The organism is Glycomyces sp. L485, from assembly GCF_022548875.1.
Classification (GTDB): Bacteria; Actinomycetota; Actinomycetes; order Mycobacteriales; family Micromonosporaceae; genus Glycomyces.
This window is the reverse complement of sequence record NZ_JAKZEW010000005.1, coordinates 70,355-89,145: the sequence shown is the minus strand read 5'-3', so window position 1 is coordinate 89,145 and position 18,791 is coordinate 70,355. Positions and strand designations below refer to the sequence as shown.

The window sequence follows — 18,791 nt, the reverse complement described above, 5'->3', positions numbered from 1 at the left end:
CGCGTCTCTGGAGGCGTGACCTAGAGCGTCGGAACGGTGGCGATCCACCGCCACCGACCAAACCGCGCCGCCCGTGGGAACGCGACGAATAGGATGACTGAGCTTTTCCCAGCAAGGCTCTTCTGACTGTCTGTGATGAGATGCCCTGAGATGCAACGAAGCCCCCTGGTGAACAATGGAGTTACCACACAACATTGTTGCGCCAGAAGGGCTTCGCTTGTCCTCCAGTGTCACATACCGCTGCGTCCTGCCGGTTGACCGGGAGGTCGTCACCTGGTTCGCGGCGAAGCTCCAGACCGGTCGGCGCCGGCGCCGCACTCGCAAGGGCACCCGGTCGCTTGGGGCCTTCCGCCAAGCGGTCATGGTGCTCCGGTGGCTGTTCGACGGCACCCGAATGACCCAGCTGACGTGTGACAACGCCGTGAGTTCCTCGACGGGGTACCGGTATCTCCACGAGGGCCTGGACATCCTGGCCGCCCAGGTGCCCTCGCTGGACGAGGTGATCGAGGCGGCCCGAGCGGCCGGATACGAGCATGTGGGCCTGGACGGCACCCTGATTCCGATCGACAAGGCGCACGTTGAAGGGCCCACGAAGGGCGTTGACCTGTGGTGGTCGGGCAAGCACGCCGCGCACGGCGGGAACCTCCAGGTCGTTTCCGCCCCGGACGGGTTCCCGATGTGGGTTTCCGACGTTCGTCCTGGTCGCGAGCACGACTCGACCGCCGCTATCGCGGCCGGGCTCGATGTGTGGTTCGCCGAGCTCAATGCCGAGGATGAGGCCAGGCGGCTGCTGGCGCTGGTCGACCTGGGGTATGAGAAGTTCGCCGATGCCGAGCCGGTCCGCTTGCCGCACAAGAAACCGAGGGGGAAGGAGCTGGCCGTCTACCAGCGGCAGTACAACAAAGCCCTCGGCGCGCTCCGCGCCATGGCCGAGAAGGCCAACGCCGATCTGAAGATGCGCTTCCGCGCGCTGTGCCGTACCGGGCTCAACCCCTGGCGGATCGGTGTGATCGCCCGCGCCTGTCTTGCGGTTTTCCAGCACGAACACGCCCGGATCGCATGAACCTCACCCAGAGCACCGATCATCTTGCTGACAAAAGCTCACTGTCTTGATCCTTTCCGATAGCCGAGACGACCAAGTGCGCCATCACAAATCGTAGTGTGATCACCGTCGCTTGCGGGGTGCGTATCGGCCGGGAGTTCCAGCATCACGACGATGAGGACGCGACACGCGCGATCCCGAGCCACGGCATTCCCGGATAGTGCACGCCGACGGTCATTGCAGAGAGCCCCTAAGGTGGGGTCCATGAGAAGCACCCCTCTGATGCCCTCTGCCGCCATGGCGCTCACGCTGGCGTTCTTGACCGGCTGCACCGTCGGCGACGAGACCAATACGACCGATTCGAGCGCTCCGATTGAATCGAGCGGCACTGTCGAAGAGACGGAAACCGCTGGTCCAGTGGAGCCCGCCGCCGACGTCTACGTCACGCGGATCACCACTTTGGAAGGCGACGGGGAGCTGTACAGCGACCAGATGCCCGATGCCCTGATGCTTCAGGAATTCACCTTCACCTCCGATCTCGAGTGGCAGACCTGGGGACCCGATACCGCTGTGGCGAGCGGACGTGTCTCAGGTTTTTGCTGGCCCGATTGCGAGGACGGCTATGAGGCGACCATCGTCCTTTGCGACGTGGTCGACGCCCACTTCACCCGCTTCGCCGTGTTCGGGGACTTCCCGCGCGATGATGTGGAGCCCTGGATTCTGGGTTCGCCGATCGCCTTCGGTGGCGGCACCTTCGACGAAGGCAACGTCTACGGCTGCGAGGAGCCTGACCTCACCTCACTGTCGTGAGCGGCCCGCACGCTGTAGCAGAATTCCCCCCTGGGCACCGAATCAGAAGCTCACTTGCAGTTCGGCCGGCTCGGGTGTTAAGACGTAGCCTTCGCAGCCCGAGAGGTTGATCAAGTCGCCGACCGGCTCCGACGAGACGTTGAACGACTGCCAAACGCCCGTCGCTGAAATCTTCAGCGCTTTTTCAACACTGTGATCGGGATCCCGTTATCGCTCCTGTTCACGCGCGAATATGGCGGCTTGGACGCGGCTGCTCAGGCCCAGCTTCGCCAGCAGGCGCGTCACGTGCGACTTGACCGTGGTCTCGGCTGTGCCGAGCACGGCGGCGATCTCCGCGTTCGACAGGCCCTCGCCGATGAGCGAGAGGACCTCGGTCTCCCGGGGTGTCAGGGCGGCCAGGCCCTCGCCGTCGACCGCGATCGGCGCGTATGAGGGTCGGGCGCGCCCGAACTCGGCGATGAGATTGCGGGTGACGGCCGGGGAGATGAGGCCGTCGCCTCGGGCGACGACGCGGACGGCTTCGACGAGGGTCTCGGCGTCGGCGTCCTTGAGCAGGAAGCCGCTCGCCCCGGCCCGCAGGGCGTCGAAGACGTTCGCGTCATCGCCGTAGCTGGTGAGGACGAGGACGTCGGCGACGCCGCGCAGTTCGGCGGCGGCCGCGATGCCGTCCTTGCGGGGCATGCGCACGTCCATGACCACCACGTCCGGGAGCAGGCGCCTGGCGAGTGCGACGGCCTCGACGCCGTCGGAGGCCTCGCCGACGACCTCGATGTCGTCGACGCTATCGAGCAGCATGCGCAGACCGGCGCGGACTGCGGCGTGGTCGTCGGCGAGCAGGACCCTGGTCATATGGCGTTGCCTTCCGTGGGTATCTCGGCGCTGACGCGCCAGCGCCCGCCGTCGGGCCCGGCCCGGAGGGAGCCGCCGAGCAGTCTGACACGCTCGGACATGCCGACCAGTCCGGCCCCGCCGCTCGGCACCGGGTCGGCCTCGGAGTCGACGGTGTTCTCGACGGCGACCGTCAGCCGCTCGGGTCCGTATGCGACGGCGACCGACGCGTCCGTGCCGTATTTGAGCGCGTTGGTCAGCGCCTCCTGGACGACGCGGAAGGCCGCGGTCTCGACCTCGCCTGTCAGCTTGCGGTCGGGCCCGTCTGCGGTGTAGTCGACCTTGAGGCCGACGCGCCGCATCCGCTCGACCAGCTCGGGAATCTGCTCCAGGCGGTAGGACGCGAGTTCCTCTGCCGCATCGGGGGTGCGCAGCAGCCCGATGATGCGCCGCAGTTCGGCCAGGCCCTCGACGCTGCTCTGGCGGATCGCCGCAACCGACCGCTTGACCGTCTCCTCGTCGAGGTCGTGGCGGGCCTGGAGTCCGGTGGATTGGAGGGCGATGGCGCTCAGGTAGTTCGCGACGGTGTCGTGGAGTTCGCGGGCCATACTGGTGCGCTCGCGCAGCACCGCTTCGCGGCGGCGCACGTCGGCCAGCCGCGCGGTCTGCTCGGCGCGCTCGGCCTCCAGGCTCGCGCGGTCGTGGGCCTGGCGGACGATGATCGCGGTGCCGATCGGCGAGACCAGTACGACCGCGGCCACCGCGGCGGTGCTGATCACGCCGCCCGCGTCGCTGCCCTCGGAGAATGCCCAGACGACGAACACGGCTATGGCCGCTCCCGCACCGCCGATGAGGAACCGGGTGCGGCTCCGCGGCCCGTATCGCGCGTACGAGTAGAGGTTGTCGGTGAATACGCAGACGGTCACGAGCGTGAACCCGACGGCCACTTCGGTGCCGAACCCGGCCACGCCGAGCGCGAGGCACCAGCCGGGCGCGGCGCGGCGGACGGTGACGCCGAGGCACACCAGTGCCGGTGGTACGAACCGCATCGCCAGGGGCACTTCGGCCCGGTAGGGCTCGAAGCTGCCGAGCCCGATGAGGACGCTTCCGGCCGCGAAGAGCGCGACCGCTGCGATGAGGTCGGCGCGCGGGGCGCGGCGGAGGGGGCTGGCCATGCTCCCCATCCCATCACGGCGGTGCGGCTGCGGCGTCGACCTCGGTACCGAGACGGGCCTCCTCCTTTGGTCGCACGGGCCGCGATCGGATGCCACCGGTGAACGGGTGGCACCACCCTGGTCCACCGCTATGAGACCAACCGGATCTTCGATCGCGGGATTTCCGCGCCGTCGAACCGCTGACGCCCGAGTTCGATTCGTGCGATGTCCTTCCGTACGACCGAGCCTAAAGGAGCAGCAGAGCGAAGTCCGTGGCGTCGTCGGTCGGCCAGGAATCGGGCTCGTAATCGGTGATCTCGTTGACCACAAATCCGGTCGCCGTGAAGATCAAGATGATGTACAGGGCCCAGAAGACGATCGAGGCGACGGCGATCCAGCCGAGGACGATTCCGGTCACGGCGAAGCCGTCACCTCGCTCTCCGCGTTCGCGGATCTGCCGCTTGGCGACCATGCCGAAGATCAGGCCGAGCACGCCGATCGGGCTGAATACGCCGACGATGCCGAGGATCATCGCCGCTATCGCCATGCCGTTCATGGGAGGGGGCGGCTGGTAGTACGGATAGCCGTACATCGGTGGATAGGGGTACATCGGGGGCGGCGGGCCTGGCGGCGGCTGCTGTTCGGGTTGTTCGGATTGAGAGGTCATCATGTGCACCTTGGACGGTCGGGCGGCGGACCCGCCAAAGGTAATGCCTCCGGTTCGCTCGGGTCATCACGGGTTCGCGCCAATATCTCGGCACGCTCGCGTTCCAGCAGCGGACCGCACGCCCGCCAACACAGCATCGACACTCCGATGCCGGTGGCGGCGCCGCAGATGGTGTCGGAGAGCCAGTGGGCGTGCTGCCAGGTTCGCGACCACATCATCGCGAGGACCAGCGCCGCGGCGAGCGGCCACCACCAGCGCCCGGCCGCGACCGGGATCGCTACGACGGTGAGCACCACGACCACCGAGGCCATGCGGGCCGAGTGTCCCGAGGGGAACGCGTTGGAGGAGGCGTCGACCATGATGCCGGTCGGACGGTCCCGGTCGCCGACGAGCTTGATCAGCGCGATCGCGAGGTGGGTCGCGCTGACGGCGGCGAGGGCGAACACGGCCGACCGCCAGCGCCGCCACGCGACGAGGATCGATGCGAGCAGCAGCGCGGAGAGGACGCCGATGCGCCCGCCGGAGTTGTCGAACGCGTCGGCCACGAACCACAGGGGCTGGTCGCGGCCGCCGTTCATGAGCCGAAGCCAGGCGTCGTCGAGGCCTTGGAACGGCGGCGACGCCGGGTCGGCGCGGACCCACAGCGCGATGGCGAGCACCGCGAGCGGCAGTACCAGTGCCAGCGGCAGCGCGAGCCGCGAGGTGGGGAATGCTCTGGGCGTCATCAGCAGACGAACCAGCAGTCGTCGCTCGTCGGGGGGTCTTCGGAGGGTTCGTCCGGCGGCGGATCGTCCGGCGGCGGATCGTCGGGGGTGGGGTCGGCGGGCGGATCGTTCGGCTCGTCCGGCGGTTCCTGCGTGGTCGGCTCCCCGGACGAGGGTTCCTCTTCGCTGGGCTCTTCCGAGGTCGGTTCCTGGGACGAGGGCTCCTCGCCGCTGGGGGACTCGCCGCCGCCGGAGCCGCCGTCCCACGACTCGGGTTCGTAGTCCATGACTTCGATCGCGGTGTCGACGACCTGCCGCCACACCGGCATCCCGGCGGTGTCGGCGTCGGACGATCCGGCCTCGCCGATCCAGGCCGCGACGCTCAACTGCGGGATGGCGCCGACATACCACGACTGCGGCGGATCGTCGGGCCAGGCGCCGGAGAGCCCGAAGAAGTCGCGACCTTCGATGGCGTCGCCGTGGCCGATGCCGATGGCCTGGAGCCCGCCGGCGGTGTCGGCCGAGACGGCTTGGGCGGTTCTGATGCCCTGGTCTGCCTGGACCATGTCGTCGCCGACGAGGACGCGCTCGATGAAGTGGGTGTCGGCGCGGAGGCCGTCGGCGGCGATGGTGGCGTACACGGCGGCCATGTCGACGGCGCTGACCGGGTAGCGGCCGAAGGCGGCGGTGTCGAAGGCGCTGTAGTCGATGCCTTGTCCGAAGTCGTGGACGGTGCCGAACTCGTCGGTCATCTCGGAGAGTCCGAGAGCGGCCGCGGTGTCGAGGACGGCCTGGGCGCCCTGCGCTTCGGCGACCTCCGTGATCGCGTCCTGTCGGGACTCGCGGACCGCATCGGCGAGCGTGACCGACTCGTCGCCGTCGCTCCACTTCGAGTCGGGCGCGGTGCCGTTCTCGATGGCGGCCGCGGCGGTGACCATGTCGAACACGGAGGCCGGTGGGTGCGGGGTGGCGGCGCCGTAGTAGCACAGGACCGCGCCGGTGCCCGGTTCGACGGCGGCGACGCCGGTGGCGGTGCCGGACGCCTCGGCGACCTCTTGCAGGCGCCGATCGATGGTGAGGACCACGCGGGCGCCGTCTGGATTGGACTCGGCTTCGAAGAGCCCGTCGAGGGTGATGCCGTAGCGGCTCGCGAGTTCGGCAGTGATCCGCTCGACGAGGCCGGCGTGGCGCGCGGCGAAGTCCTCGGGGACGGCCTCGCCGCTGGAATACAGGAATGGTGCATCGTCCGCGCGGCCCGCGGCGGGCTCGTCGTCGGGGAAGAACTCGGTGCCGATCGCGAGGCCGACGGCGATCACCAGGCCGACGGCCGCGGCGACGGTGAAGTGGATCTTGTTGAGGTTGGCCGGAAGTCCGGGCAGTTCGAAGCCGGTCTCGGCGCGGTGTCGGCCCGCGCCGCGGCCGCGGTGGGTACCGCGGCGGTCGGCGGTCGTGCGCCGCTTACCGGCGCCGAAGCGAGGGGCACTCCCGTTATCCACATACGTACCTTAAAAGGCGCGGACTACCCGACAGGCCCCGGCACCCGACTTTCACCGTATAGCCGTCTATATGAGACGGACCGGCGGGCTTCGTTCCCGCCGGTCCGGACCCGGGTTTCGCTATTCGCGGATGGTGGCCCCGAAGCGCGCGGCCGCGACCGCGACCGCGGCGTCGCGGATCGCGACGCCTTCCTCGTTGGTCAGCGTCCGGTCGCCCGCGCGAAGCTCCATCTTGAACGCCAGGGACTTGCGGTCCTCGCCGAGCTTCGCGTCTCGGTAGACGTCGAACAGGCGCAGGGAGTCGAGCAGCTCGCCCGCGCCCTCGCGCAGCGCGGCCTCGACCTCGCCGGACGGGACGACCTCGGCTACGACGACGGCGACGTCGATAAGCGTCGCCGGGTAGTGCGAGATCTCCGGCGCGGAGGCCGGACCGGGAAGCGCGACCGCGGTCAGGTCGATCTCCACGGCGGCGGTGCGCCTCGGCAGGCCGAGCGCCTCGCACACCTCAGGGTGCAGCTCGCCGGCGTGGCCCACGACCTCACCGTCGACGCGCAGCTCGGCGCACCGACCCGGGTGCCACGGCGCCGACTCGCCCTGGGCGGTCTCCAGCTTCACTCCGGAGGCCTCGGCGACGATCTCGGCGGCCTCGACCGCGTCAGCCCAGTCGACCGCTCGCCCGGCGCTGTCGACGCCGGCGGGGACGGCCTGGCCGCACAGGATCGCGGCGACGTGCCGCGGCTGGACGGGCAGGCGTTGGATCGCCGCTGAGATCGCCTCGTCCTCGGGCCGCTTGGACACCGGCAGGTCGACGATCTCCAGCTCGCTCCAGCCCTCGGAGGGCACGAACACCAGGCCCTCCTCGAACACGGCGAGGTCCCTCGTGCCGCGGGCCAGGTTCGTCCTGACGGCTCCCACCAGGCTCGCGAGGATCGTGGTGCGCAGCAGCGGCGCGGCATCGTCCATCGGGTTGAGGACGGCGACGGCGTCGCGCTGCGGGTCCTTCTCGTCCAGGCCCAGCTCGTCGGCGCGCTCACGCGAGACGAACGGGAAGGTGTACGTCTCGACGAAGCCGTTGTCGGCCAGCGCGCGGGCCACGCGGCGGCGGCGACGCTGCTCCGGGGTCAGCCCCGTCCCGGCGATGGCCCGCGGGATGCTCGACGGGATGTGCTTGTAACCGTGGAGGCGCGCGACCTCTTCGACGAGGTCGGCCGGGTCGGTCAGGTCGGGGCGCCAAGAGGCGGGCGTGACCGTGAGGACCTCGTCGCCTTCCACGGTGCAGCCGGCGGCCTCGATCATCGCGACGACCGTGGCACGGTCGTAGTCGACGCCGGTGGTCTTGGCGGGCAGGTCGACCGGCAGCTCGATCGCCTCGACCGGCCCGCGGTGGTCGACGTCGGCGACCTGGTCGGCGAGCGTCCCGCCGCCGTACTCCACGAGCAGGTCCGCGGCCCGTTGGGCGGCGAGCATGCTGATCGCCGGGTCCGCGCCGCGCTCGTAGCGCTTGGAGGCCTCGCTGGTGAGCCGGTGCCGCCTGGAGGTGCGGGCAATCGCGACCGGGTCCCAGTGGGCGGCCTCGATGAGGACGTTGCGGGTGCCCGGTCCGACCTCGGAGGACTCGCCTCCCATGACGCCTGCCAGCGACAGCGGGCCCGAGTCGTCGTAGATGACCATGTCCTCGGGGTCGAGGGCGCGCTCCACGTCGTCGAGGGTGGTGAGCTTCTCCCCCGAGCTCGCGCGCCGCACGACCAGGTCGCCGGAGAGCCGGTCGAGGTCGAAGGCGTGGAGCGGGTGGCCCAGTTCGAGCATGAGGTAGTTCGTGACGTCGACGGCCAGCCCGATCGGCCGCATCCCGGCCTGAGTGAGGCGCTTCGCCATCCATTCGGGCGACTCGGCGTTCGCGTCGACGCCGTGGACGGCGCGCAGCGTGAAACGGGTGCAGCCGTCGGTCTCGACGCGGATCGGGTGCGGCGGCTCGTCGGTAGCCGGGTGCTCCACGGCCTTCGCCACCGGGTCGGCGAAGGCGACGCCGAGCCGGTGGGCGACCTCGCGGGCGATGCCGCGAACGGAGAAGCAGTAGCCCATGTCGGGGGTGATGGCCAGCTCGAAGACGACGTCGTCGAGGCCGACCAGTGCCCTGGCGTCCTCGCCAACGGTTCCTTCGGGCAGGACCATGATGCCCTCGTGGTCGTCGGAGACGCCGAGCTCGCGGGCGGAGCAGATCATGCCCTCGGACAGGCGGCCGTAAGTCTTGCGGGAGCCGATCGTGAAACCGCCGGGCAGGACCGCGCCGGGCAGCGCGACGACGACCAGGTCGCCTTCGGCGAAGTTGCGGGCTCCGCAGATGATCGATCGGGGCTCGTCCTCGCCGACCTCGACATGGCAGTGCCGGATCGGCTTCTTGAACTCGGTGAGTTCCTCGACGGAGGCGACGCGGCCGACGACGAGCGGGCCGGCGACCTGCTCGCGCAGGTCATGGACCTCTTCGACTTCGAGCCCGGCGTCGACCAGGGCCGCGTCGAGCTCGGCGGTGGACAGGCCCTCGGGCAGGGCGGCGTACTCGGACAGCCAGGAGACTGGGATCCGCATCGATTAATCCTCCACTCGCAGGCCGGCGGGGAAGCGGACGTCCCCGTCGATGATGTCCCTCAGGTCGGTGATGCCGTGGCGCAGCATGAGCGCGCGCTCGACGCCCATGCCGAAGGCGAAGCCGGAGTAGACCCCGGGGTCGATGCCGCAGGCGCGCAGGACGCGCGGGTTGACCATGCCGCAGCCGCCCCACTCGATCCAGCGGGCGCCGTCCTTGTGCGCCGAGAACCACACGTCGACCTCGGCGCTGGGCTCGGTGAACGGGAAGTACGACGGGCGCAGCCGGGTCTTCGCATCAGGGCCGAACACCGACTTCGCGAAGTGGTCGAGGGTGCCCTTGAGGTCGGCCATGGTGATGCCCTCGTCGATGACGAGACCCTCGGTCTGGTGGAACACCGGCGAGTGAGTGGCGTCGACCTCGTCGGTGCGGTAGACGCGACCGGGCGCGACGGTGTAGATCGGCGGCTTCTTGGTGAGCATCGTGTGGATCTGCACCGTCGAGGTGTGAGTGCGCAGCACCATGTTCGACCCGTACTCGCCGTCGCCGTCGGCGATGTGGAACGTGTCCATCATGGTCCGGGCCGGGTGGTCGGGGTGGATGTTCAGCGCGTCGAAGTTGAACCACTCCAACTCGACCTCGGGGCCCTCGCCGATCTCGTAGCCCATCGCGACGAACAGGTCGGCGATGCGGTCCATCTGGACGTTGATCGGGTGGCGGGCGCCCGAGCGGCGCCTCGGGGTGCGGGCGGTGACGTCGACGGTCTCCTCACGGAGGATCCGCTCGGCCTCGGCCGCCTCGAGGACGGCCTTGCGGGCCTCATAGGCCCCGGTGATCTCGGCGCGGGCGGCGTTGACGTTCCGGCCGGCCTCACCGCGCTCCTTGCCCGGGATCGAACCGATCGCTCGGCGGGCCAAGGACACCGGGGCCTTGTCGCCAAGGCACGCGGTTTTGGCGGCGGCGAGCTCGCCGAGGCTGTCGGCGGACTCGATGGCCGCGCTCGCTTCTTTGACGGCCCTGGACAGGGCCTCCGGCTGGAGCAGGCCAGCCTGGTTCTCGTTGTCGTTGCTCATTCGCTCTCTCCTGGCGGGACCTAAAGGAGTCTAAGGAAGCCGTGCGGCTCGGCCGCAGCCCGCCAGAGGGAGTGTGGACAGCTAGCGCCACAGCCCGCACCCGGCGGGCTGAATAAACTTGCGCAAGCTACTTGACATGCGTCGATCATAGCGCCATACGCTGGGCGGAAGCACTCGCATAAAGGCAGACGCCCGCGGCCACGGCGAGGTTGAGGCTCTCGGCCCTCCCCCAGATGGGGACGCCGACGCGGCGGTGCGCGAGCGCCGCGATGCCGTCGTCGAGGCCGTGGGCCTCGGAGCCGAACAGCCAGACCGTGGGCACGTCGAGTTCGCCGTTCGCGCTCAGCGCGAACAGGTTCTCTCCTTGAGCGGCCGCGGCGAGGATCTGCGTCTCGTTGAACACGTCGAGCAACTCGGCGGTGTCGGCGCCGCGGATGACCGGCAGGTGGAACAGGCTCCCGGCGGAGGCGCGCACGCACTTGCCGTTGTACGGGTCGACCGAGTCGGTCCCGAACACGACGCAGTCGGCTCCGGCGGCGTCGGCCGCGCGCAGGACCGTCCCGGCGTTGCCCGGATCGGTGATGCCGTGGAGCACCGCGACCAGGTTCGCCTCGGCAGGCAGCCGCTGGTCGAGGAACCGGCAGACCGCGACCAGCCCCTGCGGGGTCACCGTTTCCGCCAGCGATTCGAGCGCCTCGTCGGTGACCGGGTGCAGGTGCGCCCCGGCCGCGTGAGCGGCGTCGATCAGGTCGTCGTGCCGGACGTCGGCGTCGACGGTGTAGAACAGGTCCTCGACGACGCCCGCGCCGATCGCCTCGCGCACGGCCTGCGGGCCCTCGGCGAGGAACCGCTCGGCCTTGTCGCGGCCACGCCTGCGCTGCAGCTTCCGGGCAGCGACAACCCGGGACGATCGCGGTGTGAGCGCGTCCGTCCCGGGTTCAGCGGCGGTCATCTACTGCTCGACCGGCGCGTTGACGTCCTCGGGGAGGGCGGCCTTGGCCACCTCGACCAGCCCGGTGAAGGCGGCCGGGTCGTTGACGGCGAGCTCGGCGAGGATCTTGCGGTCGACCTCGACCTCGGCGAGCTTCAGGCCCTGCATGAACCGGTTGTAGCTGATGCCGTTGGTGCGGGCGGCCGCGTTGATGCGGGTGATCCACAGCTTGCGGAACTCGCGCTTGCGGGCCTTGCGGTCCCTGTAGGAGTAGGTGTACGAGTGCAGCAGCTGCTCTTTTGCCTTGCGGTACAGGCGGGAGCGCTGGCCTCGGTAGCCCTTGGCCTCCTCGAGTACGGTGCGACGCTTCTTCTTGGCGTTCACCGAACGCTTGACGCGTGCCACAGTTCTATCTCCTTGCGATAAAGCGGATGTGAGTCAACGGGGGGAGCTAACGGCCCAGCAGCTTCTTGACCTGCTTCTGGTCGGCCTTGGCCACCTCGGTGCGGCCTTCCTGGTCACGCTTGAACCTGGCGGACTTGTGCTCCATGAGGTGGTTCTTGCCGGCCTTGCGGCGCATCAGCTTGCCGGAACCGGTGACCTTGAACCGCTTCTTGGCGCCACTGTGGGTCTTCATCTTCGGCATCGTGCTTCTCCTTATGTTCGATGGCCGCGGCTCTAGCGGGCGCTGGGCGCCCGCTGTGGCCCGCGGCGGACGGGCGGTCTACTCCGCGGTTGCTTCTTCGCCGTCGCGGTCGCGGCCGCCCTTGCGGCCGCCGCCTTTCACATCGCCCTTGGGACGGTGCGGTGCGACCACCATGACCATGTTCCGGCCGTCCTGCTTCGGGGCCGACTCGACGCCTCCGAGGTCGGAAATCTCCTCGGCGAGCTTGTCGAGCAGGCGCCGACCCAGTTCGGGGCGCGACTGCTCGCGACCGCGGAACATGATGGTGATCTTGACCTTGTCGCCGGCCTTGAGGAACCGCACGATGTGACCCTTTTTGGTCTCATAGTCGTGCGTGTCGATCTTCGGCCGAAGCTTCATTTCCTTGATGACGGTCTGCTGCTGGTTGCGGCGCGAGGCACGGGCCTTCTGAGCGGACTCGTACTTGTACTTGCCGTAGTCCATGAGCTTGCAGACCGGCGGGCGGGCGGTGGGCGCAACCTCGACCAGGTCCATGTCGACGTCGGCGGCCAACTGCAAGGCCTTGTCGATCGACACAATGCCGACCTGCTCACCCTGCGGGCCGACCAGGCGCACTTCACGTGCCCGGATCTGGTCGTTAACGCGCAAATCGCTGATGGGGCCTCCTTGTTTCGCGATTCTCGCCGGTGCGTCGCACCGGCGCCCCTCTGGCTGTTCGGGCCGCCGCCGACGGCGGGGGCCGTCGGTGACGTGGTCGCGCAAGCGATACCCAGCACGCCTCGGGAAGAGGTCCCAAAAAGAAAAGACCTCAGCTCGCAGCTGAGGTCCACTCCGTGGCACGGCAGCGCTGGCCGCCGTGCGTGACCCGGTAGCCTCTGGGTTCCCTTTGGGGACCCGGCCGCAGGTGGGAGCTGGACTCCGCTTGCTCTGCATCGCGCGTGGCGATGCGATCGACACGCAATATTAGCACTAGCGGCGGGACTGCTCCAACAGCGCCCGCAAATGCTTGATCGCCGCCACAGCCCGCTCCTTGTCGGTGATCTGGATGGCCATGATCGAGACCTCGTCGTCGTCGGCCAGTTCGAGCGTGGCCCACTGGACCCGCTCGGGCAGTGAGACGTCGACGACGACGTCCCAGGGCACCCGCGTGGTGGTGGCGACGTTGCGGACTTCGATGCCCTCCTGGTCCGCGCGGACGCGCAGCCGCAGGAAGGACAGGATGATCCCGGCGCCGAGGAGACCGATGCCGATCATGGCGGCCTGGTCGGCGGGGTGGACGGCGCCGCCGCCGTCGGTCCGGGCGCCTAGGGAGAACGACAGGGCGAGGAACGACCCGGCGAACAGGGTCGCGCCGACCCACGCTCCGATTCGCGACTTGCGGGGCTTGTAATCGAGCGGGCCGACCTCGGTCATGCGCTTCTCCTGTACGGCACTCATGGTTCTCCCTCTGGATTCCCCTACGGCAGCTGGTCTATCTCCAGACCCGAGTCGAATGCCAGCAGAGTCTTCGGCTCGCCGGTCACGATGGGCCAGCCGGGGCGTTTCAGGCCACACCAGGCGACATGCCCGGCGGCTATGTTGCCGTGCTGGCGCGAGCGCGAGAGCATGAGGCCGACGTCGCGAGCCGACTTCTTGTCGAGCTCCATGACCACGGTCACCGGCAGGCCGAGTAGCACGAGCAGGGCGTCGCGGTCGCGCCGGCGCGCCTGAGCCCAGGCCTCAGCGAGCGCCCCCGAGGGGATCGCGAGCACCACGTTCTGCTCGAGCGCGGTGAACACCACGGCCTGCGGGTATGGCATGGAGGTGGCGAACCCTACGATGGCCGACACGTCCAGGATTCGGCCGCCGATCACTTCTTGCCCTCTCCTTCGTCGTCGTTGACGCCGAGGACTTCGCGAGCCCAGGCCAGATGCTCGGCGCCCGGGGCCTGGCCCTTGCGCTCGAACAGGTCCTGGAGCTCGGTCAGGGAACGGTCGCGTTCGAGCCGCTCGGCGACCGCCGCCTGGACGTAGTCGGACACCGAGGCGGCCCGGCCCACCGCGACGAGCCGGCGGATCTGCTCGATCTGCTCGGCCGGGAGCGAGATGGTCGAACGCTGGGAGCCCGCCCCCGCTCGGTGAGGCGGATTGAGCGACGAATTGGCGCGATCGGTCACCGTCTCAGGTTAACGGGAGTCGGCGCTCGGCCGGTACCCGACATGACGGTATTCGCCCTCATGGGCGCGGAGGTACCGTCGGAGGGAACGCTTGAAATCCCGAGCTGAGGAGAAGGACGAGCGATGACCGAGAAGAAGCCCGGCGAGCGGCCGCACGACCCCCAGTTCCCCCAGAAGTTCCTGGAGTTCATGCGCTCGGGTTGGGGCCCTTCAGATCTCGATGTCGCCGAGCTTGAGCAGGCGCCGTACTGCGCGCGGCGCCGCGAGGCCGTCTCGGCCGCGTTCCCCGGAGAGGTGATCGTGGTGCCCACCGGCGAGGAGAAGGTGCGCGCCAACGACACGCACTACCGCTTCCGGGCCTGCTCGGACTTCGCGTGGTTGACCGGCGACCTCGACCCCGAGGGCGTCCTGGTGCTCCACCCGAACGGCTCGGGCCACGACGCGGTGCTCTACCGCAGGCCCCGCAAGGGCACCGACTCCGACGAGTTCTTCCGCTCGGCGAAGTACGGGGAGCTGTGGATCGGGCGCAAGAACTCCCTGGAAGAGGCCTCCACAATGCTCGGCATCGAGTGCCGCGACCTCGAGGGCCTCGAGAGCGTGCTCGACGACCTCTCCCGCTCGCAGGTGCGCGTGCTGCGCGGCGTCGACGCGGACGTGGACGCCCGCTTCGAGGTCGAGCAGGCCGGCACCGACGCCGACGGCAAGCCGGTGCGGAGCCGCGACCAGGAGTTGGCCTCCGTCCTCTCGGAGCTGCGGCTCACCAAGGACACCTGGGAGCTCGCGCAGCTCCAGGACGCGATCGACGCCACCGTGCGCGGCTTCGAGGACGTCGCGCGCATCCTTCCGGCGACAGGCTCGATCCCCGAGCGGCTCATCGAGGGCGTCTTCGGGACCCGGGCGCGCGTGGAGGGCAACGGCCTCGGGTACGACTCCATCGTGGGCGCCGGCTCGCACGCCACGACGCTGCACTGGATCACCAACGACGGGCGCACGACGCCCGGCGAGCTCATCCTGATGGACATGGGCGTGGAGAACGACCACCTCTACACCGCCGACGTCACCCGCACGATCCCGGTGAGCGGCGAGTTCACCCCGCTCCAGCGGCAGGTCTACGACATCGTCCACGCCTCGCAGCAGGCGGGCATGGACGTCATCAAGCCGGGCACCGAGTTCCAGGAGATCCACCAGACCTGCATGCGGGTGCTCGCCGAGGGCCTGCATGACCTGGGCGTGCTGCCCGTGCCGGTCGACGAGGCGCTGTCGAAGGACTCGCTGGTCTACCGGCGTTGGACGCTCCACGGCTTCGGGCACATGCTCGGCCTCGACGTCCACGACTGCGCCGCTTCGCGCCCGGAGCACTACTACAGGGGCCGGGTCGAGGAGAACTACGTGCTGACCGTCGAGCCGGGACTGTACTTCCAGGCCAACGACGAGCTCGTGCCCGAGGAGCTGCGCGGCGTCGGCATCCGGATCGAGGACGACGTGCGCGTCACCGCCGAAGGCTGCGAGAACCTCTCGGCGGGGCTCCCGAGGACCGCCGAGGACGTCGAGGAGTGGCTCGCGGCGCAGCGCGAAGCCGGACCCCGCTCGGCGACCTGACTATATGGAGTACCTGCTGGTCTCGATGCCTAGGTCAGGGCGCGTGCAGCGCCCGACGAGCCTCCGCGTATAGTCCGAATTCAGGCTTTTATCCACCGCACCGGGCCGGCGGCGGCGGTCAACACCGCACACCAACCGCCCGCCGCCGCCGGCCTTTGAAGATCCTTGGTGCGAGTGCCACTCCCTTTCCCCGATCAGGCGACCGTCGGCGCCTGGACTCGGCGTGGTAAGGTTGCATTCGTTAAATAAGACGGACGTACTGTTTACTAGTTCGAGCTCTGTGCCGCCGCTCCCCTCTCGGCCGACCTCCGTCGCCGACGTCGGGCACTGCGGCAGACTGGGCCCGACAACTCAGATCGGAATGAGGAGCTCTAGATGGTGAGCACGGACTCCTTCGGCGCCCGCGAAGCCCTGCGGGTCGGCGAAAACGAATACGACATCTACCGCATCGACAAGGTCGAAGGCCACGAACGGCTGCCTTACAGCCTCAAGGTCCTGCTCGAGAACCTGCTGCGCAACGAGGACGGCGCGGACATCACCGCCGACCACATCCGCGCACTGGGCTCGTGGGACCCGAAGGCCAAGCCCAGCACCGAGATCCAGTTCACGCCCGGCCGCGTGATCATGCAGGACTTCACCGGCGTCCCCTGTGTCGTCGACCTGGCCACCATGCGCGAGGCCGTGCGCGACCTCGGCGGCGACCCGGGCAAGATCAACCCGCTCGCGCCCGCCGAGATGGTCATCGACCACTCCGTGATCGTCGACTTCTTCGGCCACCCCGACTCCTTCAAACGCAATGTGGAGCGCGAGTACGAGCGCAACCGCGAGCGCTACCAGTTCCTGCGCTGGGGCCAGACCGCCTTCGACGAGTTCAAGGTGGTCCCGCCCGGGACCGGCATCGTCCACCAGGTCAACATCGAGCACCTGGCGCGCGTGGTCATGGTCCGCGACGGCCAGGCGTACCCCGACACCTGTGTCGGCACCGACTCCCACACCACCATGGAGAACGGCATCGGCGTCCTCGGTTGGGGCGTCGGCGGCATCGAGGCCGAGGCCGCGATGCTCGGGCAGCCGATCTCGATGCTCATCCCGCGCGTGCTCGGCTTCAAGCTCTCCGGCGACCTCCCGCCCGGGGCGACCGCCACCGACCTCGTGCTCACCATCACCGAAATCCTGCGCGAGCACGGAGTCGTCGGCAAGTTCGTCGAGTTCTACGGCGACGGCGTCGCCAGCGTGCCGGTCGCCGACCGATCCACTCTCGGCAACATGAGCCCGGAGTTCGGCTCCACCTGCGCGATCTTCCCGATCGACGAGCGCACGGTCGAATACCTGTACCTGACCGGCCGCACCGACGAGCAGATCGCCCTCGTCGAGGCCTACGCCAAGGCCCAGGGCCTGTGGCACGACCCGAGCCGCGAGGCCGAGTACTCCGAGTACCTCGAACTCGACCTGTCGACCGTCGTGCCCTCCATCGCCGGGCCCAAGCGCCCGCAGGACCGCATCAAGCTCGACACCGCCGACCACCAGTGGCGCCGCGACGTGGCGGGCTACGTCCACGACGAAGCCGGCGAGGAGTCCTTCCCGAGCTCCGACGCGCCCGCCGAGACGCCCAACGGCGAGCGCCCGCACAACCCGCAGACGGTCAAGACCGAGGCAGGCGAGTTCGAGCTCGACCACGGCGACGTCGTCATCGCGGCGATCACCTCCTGCACCAACACGTCGAACCCGTACGTCATGGTCGGCGCCGGGCTCCTGGCCAAGAACGCCGTCGAGGCCGGACTGGTCTCGAAGCCGTGGGTCAAGACCTCGCTGGCGCCGGGCTCGCAGGTCGTCACCGGCTACCTGACGCGCGCCGGACTCTCGTCCTACCTGGACAAACTCGGATTCAACCTGGTCGGCTACGGCTGCACCACCTGCATCGGCAACTCCGGGCCGCTCCCCGAGGAGATCTCGCAGGCCGTCCAGTCCGGCGACCTCGCCGTCACCTCGGTCCTGTCGGGCAACCGCAACTTCGAGGGGCGGATCAACCCGGACGTCAAGATGAACTACCTCGCCAGCCCGCCGCTGGTCGTCGCCTACGCGCTCGCCGGCTCGATGGACGTCAACCTGACGACCGACCCGATCGGCAAGGGCAAGAACGGTCAGGACGTGTTCCTGCACGACATCTGGCCGTCCCCTGAGGACATCCGCGAGGTCGTCGACGGCAACATCGGCCGCGAGATGTTCCTCGACGAGTACGCCTCCGTGTTCGACGGCGACGAGACGTGGCAGTCGCTGCCGATCCCGACCGGCGACACCTTCGAGTGGGACGACGCGTCGACCTACGTGCGCAAGGCGCCCTACTTCGAGGGGATGCCCGCCGAGCCCGAGGCCGTGGCCGACGTCGAGAACGCCCGGGTCCTGGCCAAGCTCGGCGACTCGGTGACGACCGACCACATCTCCCCCGCCGGGTCGATCAAGGCCGACTCGCCCGCCGGCAAGTACCTGGAGTCGCAGGGCGTGAGCCTGCTCAACTTCAACTCCTACGGCTCGCGGCGCGGCAACCACGAGGTGATGGTGCGCGGCACGTTCGCGAACATCCGGCTGCGCAACCAGCTGGCGCCGGGCACCGAGGGCGGCTGGACGCGCGACTTCACGCAGTCCGACGCTCCGGTCTCGACGATCTACGACGCCGCGCAGAACTACGCCGCGTCCGACACGCCGCTGGTCGTCCTGGCCGGCAAGGAGTACGGGACCGGTTCCAGCCGCGACTGGGCGGCGAAGGGCACGCGCCTGCTGGGCGTGAAGGCCGTCATCGCCGAGTCCTACGAGCGCATCCACCGCTCGAACCTGATCGGCATGGGCGTACTGCCGCTCCAGTTCCCGGAGGGCGAATCGCACCAGAGCCTGGCCCTGACCGGTGAGGAGTCCATCTCGATCAGCGGCATGACCGCCATCGACGAGGGCATCCCGGCGACCGTGACCGTCAAGGCGGTCGCCCCCGACGGCACCGAGACGACCTTCGAGGCCGTGGTCCGCCTGGACACCCCGGGCGAGGCCGGCTACTACCGCAACGGCGGCATCCTCCAGTACGTCCTGCGGGGCCTGCTCGCGGAGTAGTCA

General features: G+C 69.2%; 18 protein-coding genes. 4 read left to right on the top strand and 14 right to left on the bottom strand.

Annotated elements, in window-relative coordinates; genetic code table 11:
- The first annotated feature begins 175 nt into the window (after positions 1–175).
- On the top strand, positions 176–1,063 hold the full coding sequence (locus L0U85_RS05050) for a transposase family protein (RefSeq protein ID WP_241376669.1): 888 nt from the start codon (positions 176–178) through the stop codon (positions 1,061–1,063).
- A 276-nt stretch (positions 1,064–1,339) separates the two neighbouring features.
- Positions 1,340–1,852 (top strand): hypothetical protein, encoded by a 513-nt coding sequence (locus L0U85_RS05045; protein ID WP_241376668.1) that lies wholly within the window; start codon positions 1,340–1,342, stop codon positions 1,850–1,852.
- A gap of 207 nt (positions 1,853–2,059) precedes the next feature.
- Here the strand turns inward: L0U85_RS05045 and L0U85_RS05040 are convergent, their stop codons facing one another.
- The 14 genes from L0U85_RS05040 to L0U85_RS04975 all read right to left on the bottom strand — a co-directional run bounded on the left by L0U85_RS05040 (position 2,060) and on the right by L0U85_RS04975 (position 14,090).
- Positions 2,060–2,701 carry a response regulator transcription factor gene (locus L0U85_RS05040; protein WP_241376667.1) on the bottom strand — a complete coding sequence of 214 codons (642 nt, stop codon included), beginning with the start codon at positions 2,699–2,701 and terminating at the stop codon, positions 2,060–2,062.
- Positions 2,698–3,855 (bottom strand): histidine kinase, encoded by a 1,158-nt coding sequence (locus L0U85_RS05035; protein ID WP_241376666.1) that lies wholly within the window; start codon positions 3,853–3,855, stop codon positions 2,698–2,700. The genes L0U85_RS05040 and L0U85_RS05035 overlap by 4 nt, the downstream gene beginning before the upstream one ends.
- A 226-nt stretch (positions 3,856–4,081) precedes the next feature.
- Complete coding sequence (locus tag L0U85_RS05030; protein WP_241376665.1) at positions 4,082–4,501, bottom strand: DUF4190 domain-containing protein; 420 nt, start codon at positions 4,499–4,501, stop codon at positions 4,082–4,084.
- Positions 4,501–5,226 carry a phosphatase PAP2 family protein gene (locus L0U85_RS05025; RefSeq protein ID WP_241376664.1) on the bottom strand — a complete coding sequence of 242 codons (726 nt, stop codon included), beginning with the start codon at positions 5,224–5,226 and terminating at the stop codon, positions 4,501–4,503. The genes L0U85_RS05030 and L0U85_RS05025 overlap by 1 nt, the downstream gene beginning before the upstream one ends.
- Positions 5,226–6,701 (bottom strand): penicillin-binding transpeptidase domain-containing protein, encoded by a 1,476-nt coding sequence (locus tag L0U85_RS20455; RefSeq protein ID WP_347177358.1) that lies wholly within the window; start codon positions 6,699–6,701, stop codon positions 5,226–5,228. Before L0U85_RS20455 ends, L0U85_RS05025 begins: the two co-directional genes overlap by 1 nt.
- 120 nt (positions 6,702–6,821) lie before the next feature.
- Positions 6,822–9,287, bottom strand: coding sequence for a phenylalanine--tRNA ligase subunit beta (gene pheT, locus L0U85_RS05015; RefSeq protein WP_241376663.1), 2,466 nt, complete (start codon positions 9,285–9,287; stop codon positions 6,822–6,824).
- A 3-nt stretch (positions 9,288–9,290) separates the two neighbouring features.
- Positions 9,291–10,358 (bottom strand): phenylalanine--tRNA ligase subunit alpha, encoded by a 1,068-nt coding sequence (gene pheS / locus L0U85_RS05010; protein WP_241376662.1) that lies wholly within the window; start codon positions 10,356–10,358, stop codon positions 9,291–9,293.
- 145 nt (positions 10,359–10,503) lie between these two features.
- Entirely contained in the window at positions 10,504–11,310 is an 807-nt protein-coding gene (locus L0U85_RS05005; protein WP_241376661.1) for an RNA methyltransferase, read from the bottom strand.
- Positions 11,311–11,694, bottom strand: a complete 384-nt coding sequence (gene rplT, locus L0U85_RS05000; RefSeq protein WP_241376660.1) for a 50S ribosomal protein L20 — start codon at positions 11,692–11,694, stop codon at positions 11,311–11,313.
- 46 nt (positions 11,695–11,740) lie between these two features.
- Positions 11,741–11,935 (bottom strand): 50S ribosomal protein L35, encoded by a 195-nt coding sequence (gene rpmI / locus L0U85_RS04995; RefSeq protein ID WP_241376659.1) that lies wholly within the window; start codon positions 11,933–11,935, stop codon positions 11,741–11,743.
- Between the two features lie 78 nt (positions 11,936–12,013).
- Positions 12,014–12,583 carry a translation initiation factor IF-3 gene (gene infC, locus L0U85_RS04990; protein WP_241376658.1) on the bottom strand — a complete coding sequence of 190 codons (570 nt, stop codon included), beginning with the start codon at positions 12,581–12,583 and terminating at the stop codon, positions 12,014–12,016.
- 321 nt (positions 12,584–12,904) lie between these two features.
- Positions 12,905–13,372, bottom strand: a complete 468-nt coding sequence (locus L0U85_RS04985) for a PH domain-containing protein (protein WP_241376657.1) — start codon at positions 13,370–13,372, stop codon at positions 12,905–12,907.
- A gap of 20 nt (positions 13,373–13,392) precedes the next feature.
- Entirely contained in the window at positions 13,393–13,788 is a 396-nt protein-coding gene (locus tag L0U85_RS04980; protein WP_241376656.1) for a hypothetical protein, read from the bottom strand.
- A complete protein-coding gene (locus L0U85_RS04975; RefSeq protein WP_241376655.1) occupies positions 13,785–14,090 on the bottom strand; it encodes a ribbon-helix-helix domain-containing protein in 306 nt (101 codons plus the stop codon). The genes L0U85_RS04980 and L0U85_RS04975 overlap by 4 nt, the downstream gene beginning before the upstream one ends.
- A 123-nt stretch (positions 14,091–14,213) precedes the next feature.
- On the opposite strand from L0U85_RS04975, the gene L0U85_RS04970 reads away from it, so the two are divergent.
- On the top strand, positions 14,214–15,689 hold the full coding sequence (locus L0U85_RS04970; RefSeq protein ID WP_241376654.1) for an aminopeptidase P family protein: 1,476 nt from the start codon (positions 14,214–14,216) through the stop codon (positions 15,687–15,689).
- Between the two features lie 378 nt (positions 15,690–16,067).
- Positions 16,068–18,788, top strand: a complete 2,721-nt coding sequence (gene acnA / locus L0U85_RS04965; protein WP_347177359.1) for an aconitate hydratase AcnA — start codon at positions 16,068–16,070, stop codon at positions 18,786–18,788.
- Positions 18,789–18,791: the final 3 nt, after the last annotated feature.